The sequence below is a fragment of the Streptococcus moroccensis genome, assembly GCF_030812835.1.
Taxonomy (GTDB): Bacteria; Bacillota; Bacilli; order Lactobacillales; family Streptococcaceae; genus Streptococcus; species Streptococcus moroccensis.
The window spans coordinates 15,458-33,278 of sequence record NZ_JAUSTM010000004.1 but is presented as its reverse complement, the minus strand read 5'-3'; the positions used below and the strand labels follow the sequence as shown (position 1 = coordinate 33,278).

General features: G+C 42.5%; 17 protein-coding genes and 1 tRNA gene. 16 read left to right on the top strand and 2 right to left on the bottom strand.

Annotated elements, in window-relative coordinates; all coding sequences use genetic code 11:
* Positions 1 to 141 precede the first annotated feature (141 nt).
* From J2S23_RS02580 to J2S23_RS02525, 12 genes are all read left to right on the top strand, one after another.
* Entirely contained in the window at positions 142 to 2,748 is a 2,607-nt protein-coding gene (locus J2S23_RS02580) for a phage tail protein (RefSeq protein WP_307121211.1), read from the top strand.
* A complete protein-coding gene (locus J2S23_RS02575; RefSeq protein WP_307121210.1) occupies positions 2,745 to 3,467 on the top strand; it encodes a phage tail protein in 723 nt (240 codons plus the stop codon). Before J2S23_RS02580 ends, J2S23_RS02575 begins: the two co-directional genes overlap by 4 nt.
* Positions 3,468 to 5,435: a phage tail spike protein gene (locus J2S23_RS02570; protein WP_307121209.1), complete on the top strand. Its 1,968-nt coding sequence runs from the start codon at positions 3,468 to 3,470 to the stop codon at positions 5,433 to 5,435.
* A complete protein-coding gene (locus tag J2S23_RS02565) occupies positions 5,432 to 6,232 on the top strand; it encodes a hyaluronate lyase N-terminal domain-containing protein (RefSeq protein WP_307121208.1) in 801 nt (266 codons plus the stop codon). The genes J2S23_RS02570 and J2S23_RS02565 overlap by 4 nt, the downstream gene beginning before the upstream one ends.
* A gap of 1 nt (position 6,233) precedes the next feature.
* On the top strand, positions 6,234 to 7,118 hold the full coding sequence (locus J2S23_RS02560; RefSeq protein ID WP_307121207.1) for a G5 domain-containing protein: 885 nt from the start codon (positions 6,234 to 6,236) through the stop codon (positions 7,116 to 7,118).
* A gap of 12 nt (positions 7,119 to 7,130) precedes the next feature.
* Positions 7,131 to 8,690: a gp58-like family protein gene (locus tag J2S23_RS02555; protein WP_307121206.1), complete on the top strand. Its 1,560-nt coding sequence runs from the start codon at positions 7,131 to 7,133 to the stop codon at positions 8,688 to 8,690.
* Positions 8,691 to 8,705: 15 nt separating this feature from the next.
* Positions 8,706 to 8,909: a hypothetical protein gene (locus J2S23_RS02550; RefSeq protein ID WP_307121205.1), complete on the top strand. Its 204-nt coding sequence runs from the start codon at positions 8,706 to 8,708 to the stop codon at positions 8,907 to 8,909.
* A complete protein-coding gene (locus J2S23_RS02545; RefSeq protein ID WP_307121204.1) occupies positions 8,899 to 9,384 on the top strand; it encodes a DUF1366 domain-containing protein in 486 nt (161 codons plus the stop codon). The genes J2S23_RS02550 and J2S23_RS02545 overlap by 11 nt, the downstream gene beginning before the upstream one ends.
* The gene (locus J2S23_RS02540; protein ID WP_307121203.1) at positions 9,377 to 9,526 is read left to right on the top strand and encodes a hypothetical protein; all 150 of its coding nucleotides are present in this window, start codon (positions 9,377 to 9,379) and stop codon (positions 9,524 to 9,526) included. The genes J2S23_RS02545 and J2S23_RS02540 overlap by 8 nt, the downstream gene beginning before the upstream one ends.
* A gap of 10 nt (positions 9,527 to 9,536) precedes the next feature.
* Entirely contained in the window at positions 9,537 to 9,842 is a 306-nt protein-coding gene (locus J2S23_RS02535; RefSeq protein ID WP_307121202.1) for a DUF7365 family protein, read from the top strand.
* Between the two features lies 1 nt (position 9,843).
* Positions 9,844 to 10,098, top strand: coding sequence for a phage holin (locus J2S23_RS02530; RefSeq protein ID WP_307121201.1), 255 nt, complete (start codon positions 9,844 to 9,846; stop codon positions 10,096 to 10,098).
* A gap of 93 nt (positions 10,099 to 10,191) precedes the next feature.
* Positions 10,192 to 11,610 (top strand): peptidoglycan amidohydrolase family protein, encoded by a 1,419-nt coding sequence (locus tag J2S23_RS02525; protein WP_307121200.1) that lies wholly within the window; start codon positions 10,192 to 10,194, stop codon positions 11,608 to 11,610.
* Between the two features lie 120 nt (positions 11,611 to 11,730).
* Here J2S23_RS02525 and J2S23_RS02520 read toward each other — a convergent pair whose 3' ends face one another.
* Together J2S23_RS02520 and J2S23_RS02515 are read right to left on the bottom strand one after the other, a co-directional pair.
* The gene (locus tag J2S23_RS02520; protein WP_307121199.1) at positions 11,731 to 11,922 is read right to left on the bottom strand and encodes a helix-turn-helix domain-containing protein; all 192 of its coding nucleotides are present in this window, start codon (positions 11,920 to 11,922) and stop codon (positions 11,731 to 11,733) included.
* Between the two features lie 512 nt (positions 11,923 to 12,434).
* A tRNA-Cys gene (locus J2S23_RS02515) sits at positions 12,435 to 12,505 on the bottom strand.
* Positions 12,506 to 12,853: 348 nt separating this feature from the next.
* On the opposite strand from J2S23_RS02515, the gene rpsB reads away from it, so the two are divergent.
* From rpsB to J2S23_RS02495, 4 genes are all read left to right on the top strand, one after another.
* Entirely contained in the window at positions 12,854 to 13,636 is a 783-nt protein-coding gene (gene rpsB / locus J2S23_RS02510) for a 30S ribosomal protein S2 (protein WP_307121198.1), read from the top strand.
* Positions 13,637 to 13,710: 74 nt separating this feature from the next.
* Entirely contained in the window at positions 13,711 to 14,751 is a 1,041-nt protein-coding gene (gene tsf / locus J2S23_RS02505; RefSeq protein ID WP_307121197.1) for a translation elongation factor Ts, read from the top strand.
* Positions 14,752 to 14,941: 190 nt separating this feature from the next.
* Positions 14,942 to 16,381: an FAD/NAD(P)-binding protein gene (locus tag J2S23_RS02500; RefSeq protein WP_307121196.1), complete on the top strand. Its 1,440-nt coding sequence runs from the start codon at positions 14,942 to 14,944 to the stop codon at positions 16,379 to 16,381.
* A 304-nt stretch (positions 16,382 to 16,685) separates the two neighbouring features.
* Positions 16,686 to 17,780 (top strand): glycerol dehydrogenase, encoded by a 1,095-nt coding sequence (locus J2S23_RS02495; protein ID WP_307121195.1) that lies wholly within the window; start codon positions 16,686 to 16,688, stop codon positions 17,778 to 17,780.
* Positions 17,781 to 17,821: the final 41 nt, after the last annotated feature.

Sequence of the window (17,821 nt, the reverse complement as noted above, 5' to 3'; positions counted from 1 at the left end):
TTTTGGGCAGAATCTCAGCATTTTAATTATTTAATGGGAGCACTCCATCAGATGAGTATCAATCAGGATGAGAAGAAAACTTTGTCGAATACTGACTTACTCAGTGTCATGACAGATTAAAACGAAAGGAGGTATTTCTCTATGTCTGAGACATTTGAAGGATTATTCGTCAAATTCGGTGCGAATACAGTTGAGTTTGACAAGTCCGTTAAAGGTATCAATGGGGCATTGGCTGTTTTAAGGAAAGATATCGGAAACCTAAATAGGGAACTGAAATTTGATCCTGGCAACGTTGATTTACTAAATCGTAAACTTGAAAATTTTCAAGAGCAAGCTCGCCTGGGAGCTATGAAAATAGCTGAACTAAAGAAAAAACAAGACGAGCTTGGCGAAAGTGAAATTGGGTCCTCCGAATGGGTAAAACTACAAGTTCAAATTGAACAAGTTGAGACTCAGATGAAGTCTGTTGATAAGGCGATTCAATCAACTAAAGAACAGCTTAACGATGTAGGAGATTCTAAGTCAATCTACAATCTCAATAAGCAGTTAGACGATGTGGCAAGTGAGCTAGACATCGTGAATCAGAAATTGGAATTAGATTCTGGAAATGTTGAACTTGTTGAGCAAAAAATGAAACTGCTAGCCAAACAATCCGAACTGGCTGGTGATAAGGTTCAAGCTCTTAAGAAAAAACAATCCGATCTTGGTGATGAAAACATTGGGACAGATGAATGGCGTCAACTTCAACACGAAATCGGCCAGGCTGAAGTTGAGGTCATGAAGATCGACAAAGCAATGGACGAACTAGGGGACTCTAGTAAAAATGCAACCGAAGACATCAAAGGTGCTGCAAGTTATCTTAAAGCGGATATGATGATGGATGTTGCGGAAAAAGCTGGTGAAGCTGGCAGAGCATTATATGATGTTGGTGAAGAGGCAATGCAGACAGCTGCAAAAATGCAAGCAAGTAATGCCCAATTTTCAACAGTATTCGGAGAACTAGAAAACCAAGCTAGAACAGCACTTGAATCAATCGGTAAGGAATTGAATATTGTTCCTGAACGATTACAAGGCTCATTCACACAGATGGCGGCATTTGCAAAAACAACTGGTATGGATACAGCTAGCGCTCTAGAGTTGACAGAAAGAGCTACTAGGGCAGCTGCGGACGGTGCAGCATTCTATGATAAATCTATAGAAGAAGTGACGGAAAACTTACAGTCATTCCTTAAAGGAAATTATGAGAACGATGCTGCGCTTGGTATTTCTGCAACTGAAACCACTAGAAACGCTGCTGCAAACGCATTATATAGCAAGTCGTTCAATGAATTGAGCGAGTCTCAAAAACAATTGACATTGCTTAAGATGGTGGAGGATGGTCAAGCTGCTGCTGGCGCTCTTGGTCAGGCCGCTAGAGAATCGGACGGCTTAGAAAATACGCTGGGAAATCTAAAAGCTAGCACAGATAATGCCATGGCCGCACTTGGTGCACCCATTTTGAAAGAGCTGACTCCAATTTTTCAGGAATTGTCAAAGGTTATTCAAAGTGTTGCGGATTGGTTTTCTAACTTAGGGGAGGGGACACAGCAGACCATTATTATTTTTGGTTTAGTTACAACTGCTGTAATGATTTTACTTGGGGCTATTGCACCGCTAATCATCGCTATAGGTGCTATAGGGGCGCCTATTGGAATTGTTATAGCGGCGATAGCTGGCGCTATCGCCGCTATAACGCTCATTATTCAAGCCATTATGAACTGGGGCGCTATTACTGAGTGGCTTCAGACGACGTGGAACGTTTGTGCTGCTTGGTTGTCTGAATTGTGGACGAATATTGTCTCCACTGCGACCACAGCGTGGTCGAATTTTACTACTTGGCTTTCTGAACTGTGGACTTCTATCACTTCTACGGCACAGTTAGCGTGGTCAAGTTTTACTGCATGGCTTTCTGAACTGTGGTCTTCCATCACTTCAACAGCACAGTCAGCGTGGTCAAGTTTTACTGCTTGGCTTTCTAGCCTTTGGTCTTCAGTAGTCTCAACTGGACAGTCTTTGTGGTCTAGCTTTACTAGTGCCTTGTCCAATATTTTCTCAAGTTTAATTTCAGGTGCTCAGTCTCTGTGGTCAAGTTTCACTTCCACCCTTTCCAATTTGTGGTCTGGACTGGTCTCAACTGGTTCAAATTTGTTTAATAATTTAAGTAGCACGATTTCAGGAATTTTTAATGGCATACTTTCAACAGCAAGCAATATTTGGAATTCCATAAAATCCACGATTTCCAATGCAATAGATGGGGCGAAAAATGCGGTCTCCAACGGGGTCAGTGCCATCAAGAATCTGTTTAACTTCCAGATTAAATGGCCTCATATTCCACTACCTCACTTCCGTGTGAGTGGTTCTGCTAACCCTCTGGATTGGCTAAAAGGTGGCTTACCAAGTATCGGCATTGACTGGTATGCCAAGGGCGGGATCATGACCAAACCAACCCTATTTGGTATGAATGGAAACCGTGCCATGGTTGGCGGTGAGGCTGGTGCTGAAGCTATCTTGCCTTTGAATAAGTCAACTCTGGGGGCAATTGGTCAAAGTATTGCTAACACGATGAACACATCAAACAATATCAACATCAACTTCTCTGGTGTCACTGTCAGGGAAGAAGCTGACCTAAACAGACTGGCCAACGTGGTTGGAAATCGTATTGCTGAAGAATTACAACGTAAAACTAATTTGAGAGGAGGAATGGCGTGACAGAAATCAATGAACTTACCATTGACGGTTTGAAGACATCATCGTTTAAGTGTGATGTATTGGTTGAAACTAGACCCAATGTCATTGTCTCCAGCTCCAAGACAGCTCTACTAGAGCATGACGGTATTAGTGGTGCAGTTGTGCAATCGAACCGACACCGTGGACTAATTGAGAAGCCTTATCATATCACTTTAATTGAGCCAAGCGATGAAGAAATTTATCGCTTTTCTGCTCTTTTGAATCGTGAAAAGTTCTGGTTGGAAAACGAACAGGAACCAACTATTAGGCTTTGGTGTTATAAGGTTGATAGCTTTGAGATTGGAAAAGATGAATTTGGTGCCTGGGTGGTTGATGTTACCTTCATCTGCCACCCTACCAAATTTTTCAAGACTATAGACACCCAAACACTTACTGGTAACGGTGTTTTGAGGGTGCAAGGGTCAGCTCTTGCTTTTCCAAAGATTACAGTGGTTGGTCAGAGCGCCTCTGAGACATCGTTTACAATCGGTGATCAGGTCATCAAGCTTGAAAAGCTCTCAGAATCGCTTGTGATGGTCAATGATCCTGACAATCCTAGCTTTAAAACAGCTAGGGGTAGGCTCATTAAATGGGCTGGTGATTTTATCACAGTTGATACTGCTAAGGGGCAGAATGTTGGTGTTGTTTTAGGTGCTGGCATAACGTCCTTGAAATTTGAAACAGTTTGGGGGTGGGCATAGTTGCTCTTTTTACTTGATGCAAATGTAAGAACGGTCAAATGGAATGGAATTCCACTTCATGAGGCCAGCTCTGCCATTGTCAAAGAAGAAACCAACAGTGATTTCTACCTGACTGTTCGCTATCCTATCACGGATTCAGGTATCTATCAACTTATCAAAGAGGATATGTTGATTAAGGCGCCTACGCCTGTGCTGGGTGCTCAGCTGTTTAGAATCAAGAAACCTATTGAGAATGATGATAGCTTGGATATCACTGCTTATCATGTTTCTGATGACATCATGAAGCGGTCTATCACTCCTGTAAGTGTAGTTGATCAAGGTTGTGCTATAGCACTGTCTCAGATGGTTCAAAATGCTAAGACTGATTTAGGGGATTACTCCTTCACAAGTGATATCATGGACAGCCGAACCTTTAACACGACTGAGACAGAAACGCTCTACTCAGTTTTGATGGACGGCAAGCACAGTATCGTTGGTACTTGGGAGGGTGAGCTTGTCCGTGACAACTTTGCACTGTCTATCAAGCGGAGCCGTGGGGCTGATCGTGGGGTTGTCATCACGACACACAAGAACCTCAAGTCCTACCAGCGAACCAAGAACTCTCACGGAGTTGTCACTAGGATTCATGCACGGTCAACTTTTAAGCCAGATGGTGCTGAAGATGAAGTGACGCTCAGAGTGACTGTTGACAGTCCACTAATCAACTCTTATCCATATATCAATGAGAAAGAGTATGAGAACAACAACGCTGAAACCGTTGAAGACCTTAGAAAGTGGGCTGAGGCTAAGTTTACCAATGAGGGCATTGACAAAGCATCCGATGCTATCGAGATTGAAGCCTATGAGCTTGACGGTCAGATTGTCCATCTTGGGGATACAGTCAACCTAAAGAGCAGAAAGCACAATGTTGATGTCTATAAGAAGGCAGTGGCTTATGAGTTTAACTGCTTGGCCAATGATGGAAAAGGGGAGTATATCTCCATCACTTTCGATGATAAGCCAGGGGTTGGAGGCTCTGGGGTATCCAGTGGGCTGTCTAATGCTGCTGACGCTATCCTTGGAGCTGGAGCTAGTGCTCAAGAAGTTGCTATCGAGCGAGCTATCAGAAACGCTAACCAAGCCTTTGATGCCGAGTTTGACAAACGTGTCGAAGAAATTAATGATGGCATTGAGTTAGCTAAGGTGAAATCCGAAGAATACGCAGAAAACGTCCGAAACGATGTCGAATCGAAAATTGAGGAAGTCACTCGTCAGCTGACAGATGAACAAGCCGAGTTAGAAAAACGCAATCAAGCTAAGCTGGATGCGTTTAGGGACGAGCTGGCCAATTTTAATTTTGACGAGGACAGGATTAACGAGCTAATCAAGAGCATTGATGTCACGAAGGCGTTTGAAGACGTCAAGGCTGAGATTGACAAGACCTTTGCGGACGTCAAATCACAGATTATGGCAGTCTCTGAGACCAGTCGTGTCAATGCTGAGATGATTGGTAATGATGGGGTTACTCGCTATAACAAAAATTTGGTCATGGACGGGACATCGCGCAAAATACCATTTGATGGTCGGGCTACTGTCCGAGCAAATGATGGTGGATTTAAAAGAGGAAAAACATACACAATTAGCTTTGAGGCGTTATGTCAGATGATGGCTAAGGTAGCCGTCAGCTTAACGCAGTCACACGCTAAGCTAATCCAAGCGACGTTTACAGACCCTAACGGTAAATTTCCGACGGTCACTCATGAGATGACATCAAGCCCGTCTAGTGTTGAGCTCTATCCTTATCCGTACACGGTAAACCTGACTGGTCCGTGGTATAAATCCAAAACACTGTCTGTTAATCCATCAGAGACAACGACACTGGATTTAGCACTAGACTACAGAGAGATTGCAGATGGTAATCTGGAGGCCGAGATTATCGGCACATGGGCAGAAGAGCCTGAAATAATATTTGATGGAGGTAGTGGATGACAGAAACTATACCGATTAAAGTCCAGTTTCAGCGCATGACGAAATCACAGTGGGAAACCAGTGACGTGATTTTACTTGCAGGTGAGATTGGGTTTGAGACTGACACTGGTTATGCTAAATTTGGCGATGGTGTCAGTCGATATTTAGACTTAAAATACCTGACGGGGCCAGTAGGGCCGATTGGTCCTCAGGGGCCAACTGGTCCAATAGGAGAGACAGGGCCCATCGGATTAACAGGACCGCAGGGCCCGATTGGTCGAGCATTTACGTACAGCGATTTTACAGAGGAGCAACTGGCCGACCTTAAAGGCCCTAAAGGTGACCGAGGCGAGACAGGTCCGACAGGTCCGATAGGACCAGAGGGTCCAGTAGGTCCTAAAGGTGCCGATGGGACGATGACTTTTGCGGACCTAAGCGAGGAGCAACGTGAGACCTTACGAGGTCCCAAAGGCGATGCAGGTCCCGTAGGTCCAAAGGGAGAGCCAGGCCCTAAAGGTGAAATAGGTCCAACAGGTCCATCAGGTGAAAGGGGACCAATAGGTTTGACTGGTCCACAGGGTCCAGTAGGCCCGATGCCAGAGTTGCCAGAGGGGTTATTAACGCAATCAGACCTTGAGGGGAACTACGCACCATTTAATCACACGCACACAATTAATCAGGTCGAGGGCTTGCAAAATCATATTAACAACATCGGCAAGATTTATGTTAACGGCAAATACCTATCAGTCTCTATCGTTGATAATGGTCAAGTGCCTAGCGACACATCGGGCATGATAGTGTTTGAAAGGGAGGCTTGATATGTACCATAGCATACATTTTGACGACGACAAGATTGTCCGTGTGGTGTCTGATGGTGTAATTATCTGGCAACAAATGACTGACGAGCTGAACGGTATCCGCTCAACGCATTTTACGTTTAACGCATACAACATCTATGTTAGATGGCTGGGTGACCCTGCGTCGAACGATGTTGTCGGTAAAATAAAAGCAATCCGAATCAATGATGAGACATTTGATATCAGTGATGTTAGGCAAGTCAGAGTTACTGCTCCTGACGGATATAACCAACTTTGGTTTGCCAAAACAGTCCCTTTATTTGCATTTCTAAACAAGCACGGATATTACTTAAATCACAACGTCGAAATAGTCACAACAGATATTTACTTACTGACAGACGTAGCTGTCCCAGAGCCGATTGAAAACGTTGTCGAATGGCGACCAATGTCACGGACTGAGGTTATCAAACGTAGTAGTGAGACCATTACTCGTGGGGACTTGACAGCTGAGCAGTCGTATACAGAGACTGGGCAAGATGGACAGGCTCAGATAACGTGGGAGGCTGAGTACCTCAACGGCAACCCGACTGGTCGAGTACGTAACGAACAACGTACCGTTTTGTCAAATCCAGTCAACGATAAGATTTATCGAGGGACTAAACAAGCCGAAAGCACAAACGAAAAAGTCATGGCATTGAGTTTTTGGTACTTTAAAGGTATGCCATTGTTTTTCGAGGAAACGAAAGGTATACCGTACCGAATCGACGTAGATAGTGACGTGTACGAGTTGACATCGTCTGATTATTACTTCAAATATGGATTTTTGGCATTAAACGAGCGATTAGATGGTATTTTTGCTCAAAAATACGGCGACGGAGATCGATTGTTTAAAGTCTATTACACATAACAGGAGGTATCTATGATTATCAACATTGACGACCTCCAACAGGTCAATGGTAGATATGTCTACACGTTTACGCCAGAGCAAGACATGGATGCCTTAGAGTTTGAGAGTGACTGTCTTGGCCAGTTAGACATCAATCGCTTACAGGTCGAGCTCAACACAGAGGCCACCGATTTTGTACCCCCAGAAGTTTACGAGGGCAATCTCTCAGGTATCTTTAAAGATTTGCGCGAGATTAACCTTGAGATGACTGATGAGGCTAACTCGAGCTTGTGGTCTAAAATCAAGGCAAACGCTAACGGCATAATACGACAGTACCACAATGAGACGATTAGCGCCGAAATTGTAGAGAGCGCAGACGTATTGCGAAAAGAAATATCTAATCAGGTATCTGGTATTAGCTCATCAGTCAGTCAAGTCAATAATGCACTCTCGCAAGAGATTAGAGACCGCACTGGTGCTGTCAGTCAATTGACCCAACGATTAGATGGCATCGGCACACGAGTGACTAATGCAGAGGGCAATTACAGCACGCTGTTGCAAAAAGCCAACGGCATCCAAGCGACGGTCAGTGATCTGGGCGGGACAGTATCATCTAATTACACGCAACTCAAGGGATTGATTGACCTAAAAGTGACTCGTGATGATGTCACAGGGATTATCCGCAACTCTGGTGATAGCATTATGGCTTCTGTAACATCAAATATCGGTCAAGTCATTTCTGCAATCAATCTCAGTCCTAGCGGTGTAAATGTCCGAGGGACAGACATCGTCTTAGATGGAAATGTTGCAGTTAACGGTGACTTTGTAGCTAAAGTGGCTAAAATCATCAAGTTAGATGCTGGTGCTATTACTACAGGTAAACTAAACGTCGCAGGACTAATAGACACCAACGCCATTACAGCAGACAAGCTCAAGGTTGACCAAGCTTTGTTTAATAAGTTGACAGCGGATGATGCGCTGATTAATAATCTATTAGCTAAACAGGCTTTTATTACTAAATTACAATCGGTTAAGATTACAGCTGAGCAGATTAACGGAGGTATAGTAACTGCTCTAAATGGAGCAATGGGAATTGACCTTAACCAAGCCAAAATATCATTCAACCAAAATGCAACTTTTGAATTTAATTCAAGCAATAATGCTATGTATCGCAAACGTGGATACAATACGGCATTTCTGCATTTTAACGACGAAAGTAATGGTGGCGTATATGCTGGTCTTGGCGTAACGTCTACCAACGACGGTATTAATTCATCTTCTTCTGGCCGATTTGCAGGACTTCGCATATTTCGAACAGCAAATGGAGGAACTTGGTCGTTAGAACATGGTGCCAAAATCGATAGAATTGAGATGTATGGCGATACCATAATCATGAAAGATGCTTTTAACCTTAACCGGGGTATGGTTATAGACACAGCAACTATGTCTGGAGCCATGAATTTGGGGCAATGGTTATCTCAGTTTAATCAGAATTTTAAACACCTAATAAACATCGTTGGCCGTGGAGATGTCATTAAAACGTTTAACCACGCTTGGCTTCAAAGCGAATTAGATAAATGGAACATACATTAAAAAGGATTTTAAATTATGGACTTACAATTGCAACTGACAAACAAATACATGGTTGAGCTGATGTCAGCTAACCACACGAAACTCTCGTATGAGGTGCAACTCGAGGAGGCGCAAAAAGAAATTGCAGATTTTAAAGCAGTTTTAGCGTCAGACACAGCACTTGCAGAGTTATACGAAGAAGTCAAAGCTAAATTAGAGGAGGCTAATAATGGCATTTAAAGTAAATTTTAATTATCCAAAATACGATGATTTCGGCAAAGTAACGGGTGCTTTTATCGGTATCTCAGACCCTGACACGGGCGATAATTTATCGGCGAATGTCTTGGGGGACTATCGTACAGTCGGGACGTCCGAGGCCATTACGGCAGTTTTGGATAATTTTTACAAACGCAACTTTGCTGACAAGGCCATGGCTGAGTCGGTCGTCAAGATTGACGAACTGGATGCTAAAACCAAGGATTTTGCTAAGCAAATTGCAGATGCCGTTTCGCAAATTACAGCGCTCAAAGATGAGGTGATGGCTGAAATCAAGGCAGAGACGGATAAAAACAGAGACATTATCAAGCTCTCTACACTTACACTTAATGATGCGCTTGCTCAAATTGATGAGCTTATGGAATTGATGGAGGAACAAAACAATGATATTATTGGAAACGCTGAAGAAACTGATCGAGGAGGTCTTGAACATGAATAGCGAAACAGCAAAAGCAACACGATTAACCTATTACGCAACCCAGATTGAATTGGGGTGGATTACATTAGAGCGTGTACCAAAACGCTACCGTGATGATGTTGCCAAGCTTATTGAGGCTAATCAAGGTCTGGACAACGAATAGCGAGGTGAGTATGCCTGAAAAAGAACTCATGCACTGGATGATGACTGTAGCTATACCGCTATTGGTATCGCTCTTTACAGTCTTTAACGTTAATAAAATCCGCACTGAAACCTTGGAGCGCCGTTTGACAAAGCTGGAAATCTTTAGCGATAACCAGAACAAGCTACTAGACAATCATGAAGCTCGACTTGTTAAGCATGAAGAAGAGCAGAAGGTCATGATAGGTCTTATCGAACAAATCCGTAGTTTATCACAAGACATTGGAGAGCTCAGAACGGATTTAAAGGATTTACAAAAACACATTGGAGGAAAATAACATGAATATCAATTGGACTGTACGTCTGAAAAACAAAAACTTTTGGCTGACTATCGTGCCAGCCTTGGCTTTGGCTTTGCAGGCCATCTTAAAAGTCTTTGGTATGGACTTTGACTTTGGGGAAACGGTCAACAATCTACTGGTAGTGGTAAACACGGTCTTTGCAGTCTTGGCTATTCTTGGAGTGGTCAATGACCCTACCACTGCTGGGCTATCAGACTCAGAGCGTGCATTGGGTTATACTGAACCAAAATGAGACGGTTAATCTTAATGGCACTCTTATTCCCCCTTGGAGCCTTAGCGCTCCTTGTGGGGCCATTTTTGGAAATATTAAAAAAGGAGGAACTTGATGGCGATCAATATTGAAACAGCTGTAGGCTGGATGACATCTAGAGTTGGTAAGGTCACTTATTCGATGGACTATCGAAATGGTCCAAGCTCTTACGATTGCTCCAGTTCGGTTTGCTCAGCTTTGATTACAGCTGGAGCAAGTAACCCAGGATGGTTGCTGAACACGGAATACATGCATGATTGGCTAGTAAAGAATGGGTATAAGCTCATCTCAGAAAATCAGGATTGGGATTCTAAGCGAGGAGATATCTTTATTTGGGGGCGTCGTGGTCAGTCAAGCGGTGCTGGTGGCCATACAGGAATTTTTGTGGATGCCAACAACATTGTACACTGCAACTATGCCCGTAATGGTATCACGATTGACAACTACAATCAGACGGCGGCTGCAAGCGGTTGGATGTATGTTTACGTCTATCGCTTAACAAACTCTGCTAAAACCACCTCAAGCTTAGGAAAGAACCTTGATACTCTAGTTAAAGAAACTTTGGCTGGTGTTTATGGGAATGGTGACCAACGTAAAGCGGCACTTGGCAATCAATATGAGGCTGTCATGGCAGTCATCAATGGCAAAGCTAAGACTAATCAAAAGACAGTTGACCAGCTGGCTCAGGAAGTAATCGCTGGCAAACATGGCAACGGTGATGATCGTAAGAAGTCACTCGGTAGCCAATATGATTCTGTCCAAAAACGTGTCACCGAATTGCTCAAAAAACAGACCTCTGAGCCGTCTAAGACTCAAGAGGTAAAACAGACCAAGCAAACCAAAACAAGCCAATCTGAGGCAACTGGGAATGCGACAGTAAGCAAAGAAGAGGGCGACCTCTCTTTCAATGGGGCTGTCCTCAAAAAAGCATTTCTAGATAAGATTCTTGCTAACTGTAAGAAGCATGACATCCTTCCAAGTTATGTCCTGACGATTCTTCACTATGAAGGCCTCTGGGGTACTTCAGCTGTTGGTAAAGTAGATAATAATTGGGGCGGTATGACATGGACTGGGCAAGGCAACCGTCCAAGTGGTGTGACAGTAACAAAAGGATCAGCACGTCCTAGCAACGAAGGTGGTCACTATATGCACTATGCCAGTGTAGACGACTTCCTAACAGACTGGTTCTACTTGCTACGGTCAGGAGGTTCTTACAAGGTATCTGGAGCCAAGACCTTTTCAGAGGCTGTCAAAGGGATGTTTAAGGTTGGCGGTGCTGTCTATGATTATGCTGCTAGTGGATTTGATAGCTACATCATCGGAGCTTCCAGCCGTCTCAAGGCGATTGAGTCAGAAAACTTTTCTCTAACTCGTTTTGATGCAACATCAAATAATGTAACATCAACCAACCCAGATAAAATAAGCATTGATATCGAAGGAATCGCAGTCACTATAAACGGCGTGGCCTACGAATTGACAAAAAAACCAGTTTAGAAAAGAAAGGAGGGAAGTCTCCTTAAATAAGTCCAAAAAACCGCTCAGTTAACACTGGGCGGTCTTTTTTATACTTTCCATTAAAACGGAAATTTCAAGGAATATCCAATATAATAGACATTAGCGATTTAAACTGTTATAGTACTGAGTTATTTTGATGACTTTATCAAAAGACATGCCACCAATATCAGTCCGACCTTTGACATAGTTTGCTAAAGTTTGCTCCGATATACCTGTGGCCTGTGCTATTTGATAGCGTGAATGACTCTTGATGAAATTCATCATCTCTTCCTTGGATAACACTTTTATCATAGATGATACTCCTTATTTGAAAACCAACCAGAGTATCAATGCAATAAGCAGTGACCACACCAAGAAGGCTTTCCAGTCAAATTTATGTTTACTTACTTTGTATTTTACTTTCATAGCATTTTTTGATAATATTTAAGTACACCCCCGAAGGGGTGGATAGTGATTGCTCACTATCCAATCGTGATGTGCCATTCAATGGTTAGGATGATAAGATTTAGTTTGACGACCAACTTATCTGTTCGAACCTTGAGTGGCTTTTTTAAGTACCTAAACATTTTTACTCCTTTCTGTTAGTTTCCTTGTCTAAGGTAACCTCCCTTTACCTTATGTCTATATTATACTATTATTTATAATAGTAGTCAAGTAGTTTAATAAACTTTTTTTATTTTTTTGCCCACCATTTGCCCACCAACTTCTCCATAATTAGCCTGATTTAACCTGATAAAAAACAAAGAAAAGCCCTAAAACAAGGGCTTTTCTTTATGTAAAAGCAAGAAAGATTTTCTTCTTTAAGGCGGTAGACGGATTTGAACCGACGATCAAGCTTTTGCAGAGCCGTGCCTTACCACTTGGCTATACCGCCAGAACCTATAACAGATAATATTCTACCCTAAAAATGAACTTCCGTCAAGGTCTTAATCGGAAATTGCGAAACTTCTTCGATTGTGAGTAAGGCATGATTGTATTCGAGGATAGAAATCTTCAAGCAAGCAGTCAATGGGGGTGACATGGTGTGGAAGATATCACTAAAAGATTGAAGATTTGATTTTAAATAGAGACATTGCTTGCAAAAAGAGAATTTTTTTGTTATCATGATAAAGTTGTGACAACAACAAATACTCATCTAAGATGAATCGTGGAGCTGTTGCCCTTGTGGTGGTTTTGCGAGTTGAAATCTTAGAGAGGAAAAAACAAAAAAGGAGAAATACTCATGGCAGTAATTTCAATGAAACAACTCCTCGAAGCGGGTGTGCACTTCGGTCACCAAACGCGTCGTTGGAACCCTAAGATGGCGAAGTACATCTTTACAGAACGTAACGGCATCCACGTTATCGACTTGCAACAAACTGTAAAATTGGCTGATCAAGCTTACGACTTTGTTCGTGATGCAGCAGCTAACGATGCGGTTGTCTTGTTTGTTGGAACTAAGAAACAAGCTTCTGAAGCCATCAAAGAAGAAGCTGAACGTGCTGGTCAATACTACATCAACCACCGTTGGTTGGGTGGCACATTGACTAACTGGGACACTATTCAAAAACGTATCCGTCGCTTTAAAGAAATCAAAGAGATGGAAGCAAACGGTACTTTTGAAGTCTTGCCTAAGAAAGAAGTTGCCCTTCTTAACAAACAAATGGCTCGTCTTGAAAAATTCTTGGGTGGTATCGAAGACATGCCTCGCATCCCAGATGTGATGTACGTTGTTGACCCACATAAAGAACAAATCGCTGTTAAAGAAGCTAAAAAATTGGGTATTCCAGTTGTAGCTATGGTTGATACAAACACTGATCCAGATGACATTGATGTGATTATTCCATCAAACGACGATGCGATTCGTGCGGTTAAACTCATCACTGCTAAAATGGCTGATGCGATCATTGAAGGTCACCAAGGTGAAGACAGCGTCGAAGCCGTTGAAGCAGAATTAGCTTCAGAGCCAGCATCTACTGAATCAATCGAAGAATTGGTTGAAGTTGTAGAAGGCGATAACGCTTAATAATTGTAAATCTAAAACCTAAGGGGGCGGGGCGGAGCCCTGTTCCCTTATTTCGTTTAAAAAGGAGACTATAAATGGCAGAAATTACAGCTAAGCTTGTAAAAGAATTGCGTGAAAAATCTGGTGCTGGTGTCATGGACGCTAAAAAAGCATTGGTTGAAACAGATGGTGATATCGATAAAGCGGTAGAATTGCTCCGTGAAAAAGGAATGGCAAAAGCTGCTAAGAAAGCTGACCGTGTTGCAGCTGAAGGCTTGACTGGTGTCTTTGTAGAAGGCAATGTTGCTGCAGTTGTTGAAGTGAACTCTGAAACAGACTTTGTTGCGAAAAACGATCAATTCGTAGCGCTTGTTAAAGAAGCAGCTGAAGTGATTGCTAAAGGTAAACCAGCTAACAACGAAGAAGCTCTTGCCTTGACAACAGCTTCAGGTGAAACTTTAGAAGCAGCTTTTGTATCAGCAACAGCAACTATCGGTGAGAAAATCTCATTCCGTCGTTTTGCCTTGGTTGAAAAGACTGATGAGCAAGTGTTTGGTGCTTACCAACATAACGGTGGTCGTATCGGGGTTATCTCAGTGATTGAGGGTGGCGATGAAGCCCTTGCTAAGCAAGTTTCAATGCATATCGCTGCTATGAAACCGACTGTTCTTTCATACACTGAATTGGATGAGCAATTTGTCAAAGACGAATTGGCACAACTCAACCACAAGATCGAGCAAGACAACGAAAGCCGTGCTATGGTTGACAAGCCAGCCTTGCCACTTTTGAAATATGGTTCAAAAGCTCAGTTGACTGATGATGTTTTGGCACAAGCTGAAGCTGATATCAAAGCTGAATTGGCTGCTGAAGGCAAACCAGAAAAAATCTGGGATAAAATTGTACCAGGTAAGATGGACCGCTTCATGCTTGACAATACTCAAGTAGACCAAGCGTACACACTTCTTTCACAAGTCTACATCATGGATGACAGCAAAACTGTTGAAGCTTACTTTGAATCTGTAGGTGCTAAAGTGATTAGCTTTGCCCGTTTTGAAGTTGGTGACGGTATTGAAAAAGCTGCCAATGATTTTGAAAATGAAGTTGCAGCAACAATGGCTGCAGCACTCGGTAAATAAGAGTGACAGTGAGAGGATGATTGTTCCTTTCAGTTATCAAAAATGAAACCACAGATAAGACCCAATTCCTCTGGTAATGGTTGAGGAGTTGGGCCTTTTTATGTTAATGAAGAAAAGACGGTCATCTAATCCAATGTTTTACAGACAGGATTTCTATCTTATGATATCATAAGATTAGGAGAATACAGAAATGACAAAATCAATCGCAATTGTAGGTATGGGAGTCAGTGGTCTGGCAGTTTTATTGGGGTTATCTCAATTATCAAAAAAACAGCTAGCAGGGGTAACTATTGTATGTTTTGATGATAAAGACCATTTTGGACGTGGGATTCCCTTCCAAGAGGATGTCGATGAAGCTTTAATCAACTCGCCTATTGATACTATTTCCTTTGATTATCGGGATATGGGAGATTTTAAAGCTTGGTTGATCGCGAAAGGATATGCGGTGGATCGACCTTATGTGAGTCGCGCACTTTATGGTCAGTATATGCAGGAGCGTGGTCAAGAATTACTAGACCAGCTACCTGCAACGGTTGTTAGAAAACGTGTTGACCACTTAACTTACCTTTCAGAGCAGCACCAATGGCAGGTACACATCGATGGAGAAATCTTTGGTCAAGCCTTTGATGAGCTGCATCTGGCTTGTGGAGATCTACCAACGATTGATCCGTATCAGTTGGAGGGCAACTCAGATTATATCAGAGACCCGTATCCTATTAAGAAGCTAAAAGACATTATTTGGAAGGATAGTTCGGTCTCTTTGATTGGGACAGGTTTGGCAGCAGTTGATGTGCTCAAATGGCTATTAAACCAGCCTGTAGCTCGTGTTTTTGCTTTTTCAAGATCCGGTTATTTTCCGACCGTTCGTATCCTTGATGGAGAACCGTTCGAATGGGTGGCGATGACAGATGACAAATTTGAAAGCTTGAGATTAGAAGATTATTTTTCTATAGAAGAATTTGAAGAACTATTAGAAAAAGAGCTGCAGGCGCTTGGGTTTCAGAATTGGGAAAATGCCTGTGAAACCTATCTAGCATCAGGGATAGAGGGTCTTCGCTTAGCTGAAACTTACCCTGAGGAACTTTATCGACTACAAGCGCTTGCTTCTCGTGTGGCAGATTGGTTCAGTGACCTTTGGCCTCGGATGACGCATTCTGACCGTCAAGAGTACAAGGAGATTTATGAAAAAGCTATCATCAATCTTCGAAACCCTATGCCAGAAGAATCAGCCGATGTCCTGATAGGAGCTGATAAGTCAGGACGCTTAGTTGTTTTAAATCAGGTAACCGATGTTGTAGCAAACGATGAGGAGTTTGATATTATCCAAAAAGAAGGAGAAGTTTGCAAGGTTTCGTATGTGATTAATGCAACGGGCTATCACCTCACAAAAGCAAATCAGAAGAAGGCTACACTTCTATTGCAACAATTATTAGACCAGCACCTCGTACAAATCGATGACGAGGGAGGTCTTAGTGTCCTAGCTGAAACTGCTCAAATCATTTCTCCGCGTTATGGTACCATGCTGAATCTGTTTGCTCATGGAGAATTGATTAATGGTGTCATTTACCAAAATAATTCCACGGTAAAAATTCAACAAATGGCAGAAAGAGCAGTTGCGGTTAGTCGATAACTTTTATTAGGCTAGCTATAGTAGTCGTTTTTGAATCAAAAAAAGCTGGGCTAAAGGTTCAGCTTTTTAAAGTCAATGAAGTAGTAAAGGTGGATGCGAGTGACTTTTCTTAAAAATCTTAGCCAATGGATAGTATACTGGAAAAAAAGTTATAGCGCTATATTGTTAACGTTTGCACAATCTTTTGGAAAAAGTTATACTGAAAATGCGAAGTCGTCATAAAAAGAAGGGAGGTTGGGTGTATCTGTATGACGACTAATAACTAAGAGAATATCCTTTTCTCTAGATTGAATGAGGTAAACTAATGAAAGTTTTTGCGAGTCCTTCCCGTTATGTTCAAGGGAAAAATGTTTTGTTTTCAAGTGCTGACCAAATTAATGCACTAGGTAAACGTCCCTTAGTTCTCTGTGACGATGTCGTATTTGATATTGTTGGCCAGCGGTTTATTGACTATTTAAACTCTAAATCTTTTGAGGTAACACGGGTAGCCTTTAACGGAGAAGCGTCTGATAATGAGATTAATCGCGTCGTTGACTTAGGCAAGGAAAATCAGGTCGATATCATTATTGGACTTGGTGGTGGTAAAACGATTGATAGTGCTAAGGCGATTGCGGATTTGTTAGTGATTCCTGTCATTATCGCCCCAACTATCGCGTCGACCGATGCCCCGACCTCAGCTTTATCTGTTATTTATACCGACCAAGGGGCATTTGAAAAATATATCTTCTACTCTAAAAACCCAGAATTAGTTTTAGTAGATACCCAGGTCATCTGTCAAGCACCACCGCGTTTACTAGCTTCAGGGATTGCAGATGGTCTTGCGACTTGGGTAGAAGCTAGAGCTGTTGTCCAAAATAATGGAACAACCATGGCTGGTGGGCACCAGACCATTGCAGGAGTTGCCATTGCACAGGCCTGTGAAAAGACACTTTTTGCAGATGGCCTTCAAGCCATGGCTAGCTGTGAAGCTAAAGTCGTGACAACAGCTTTAGAAAATATTGTGGAGGCCAATACTTTGCTGAGTGGTCTTGGCTTTGAAAGTGCTGGGCTTGCGGCTGCTCATGCTATTCATAATGGTTTTACAGCATTAGAAGGTGATATTCACCATTTGACCCATGGTGAAAAAGTAGCCTATGGGACCTTAACCCAATTGTTCTTGGAAAATCGTCCTAAAGAAGAATTAAACAAATACATTCGCTTCTACCAAGCTTTGAACTTACCAACACGGTTATCGGAATTACACTTGGCTGATGCGGATTACGATACCTTGCTTAAAGTCGGAAAACAAGCAACGATTGAAGGAGAAACCATTCATCAAATGCCGTTTGCTATTACAGCAGATGATGTGGCCTCTGCTCTCTTAGCTGTAGATCAGTACGTTGCGGCCCTAGATAAGTAAGGGATTCAAGCTTAGTAGGAAGAACGTTTCACTGCTAATTT